Annotated in this window: 1 pseudogene; it reads left to right on the forward strand. The window is 38.1% G+C overall.

Features of this window, described 5'->3' with window-relative positions:
• Positions 1-509, forward strand: a pseudogene (locus tag AB674_RS21670) (carbamoyl-phosphate synthase large subunit); the annotation flags it as partial.

The following is a 509-nucleotide window of genomic DNA, read 5'->3' on the forward strand; positions in this document are numbered from 1 at the left end:
GTAGACAACGAAAGTATTGTTACGGATAAAAAGAAAATAATTGTTCTTGGGTCAGGCCCAAATAGAATTGGACAAGGAATCGAATTTGATTATTCTTGTGTTCACGGGGTGCTTGCCGCCAAAGAATGTGGATACGAAACCATCATGATCAACTGTAATCCAGAAACGGTTTCGACTGATTTTGATACAGCGGATAAATTGTATTTCGAACCGGTTTTCTGGGAACATATCTACGATATTATTCAACATGAGAAACCAGAAGGTGTAATCGTACAATTAGGTGGACAAACTGCCTTGAAATTGGCCGAAAAGCTTTCTAAATACGGTATAAAAATCTTGGGAACTAGTTTTGATGCTTTGGATTTAGCCGAAGACAGAGGACGTTTCTCAGAACTTTTAACGGATTTAAAAATTCCTTTCCCACAGTTTGGAATTGCAGAAACAGCAGACGAAGCTTCTGCTTTGGCTGATACTTTAGACTTTCCATTATTGATTCGTCCTTCTTATGT

It is taken from the genome of Flavobacterium sp. ABG (assembly GCF_001027725.1).
In the GTDB taxonomy this organism is placed as follows: domain Bacteria; phylum Bacteroidota; class Bacteroidia; order Flavobacteriales; family Flavobacteriaceae; genus Flavobacterium; species Flavobacterium cupriresistens.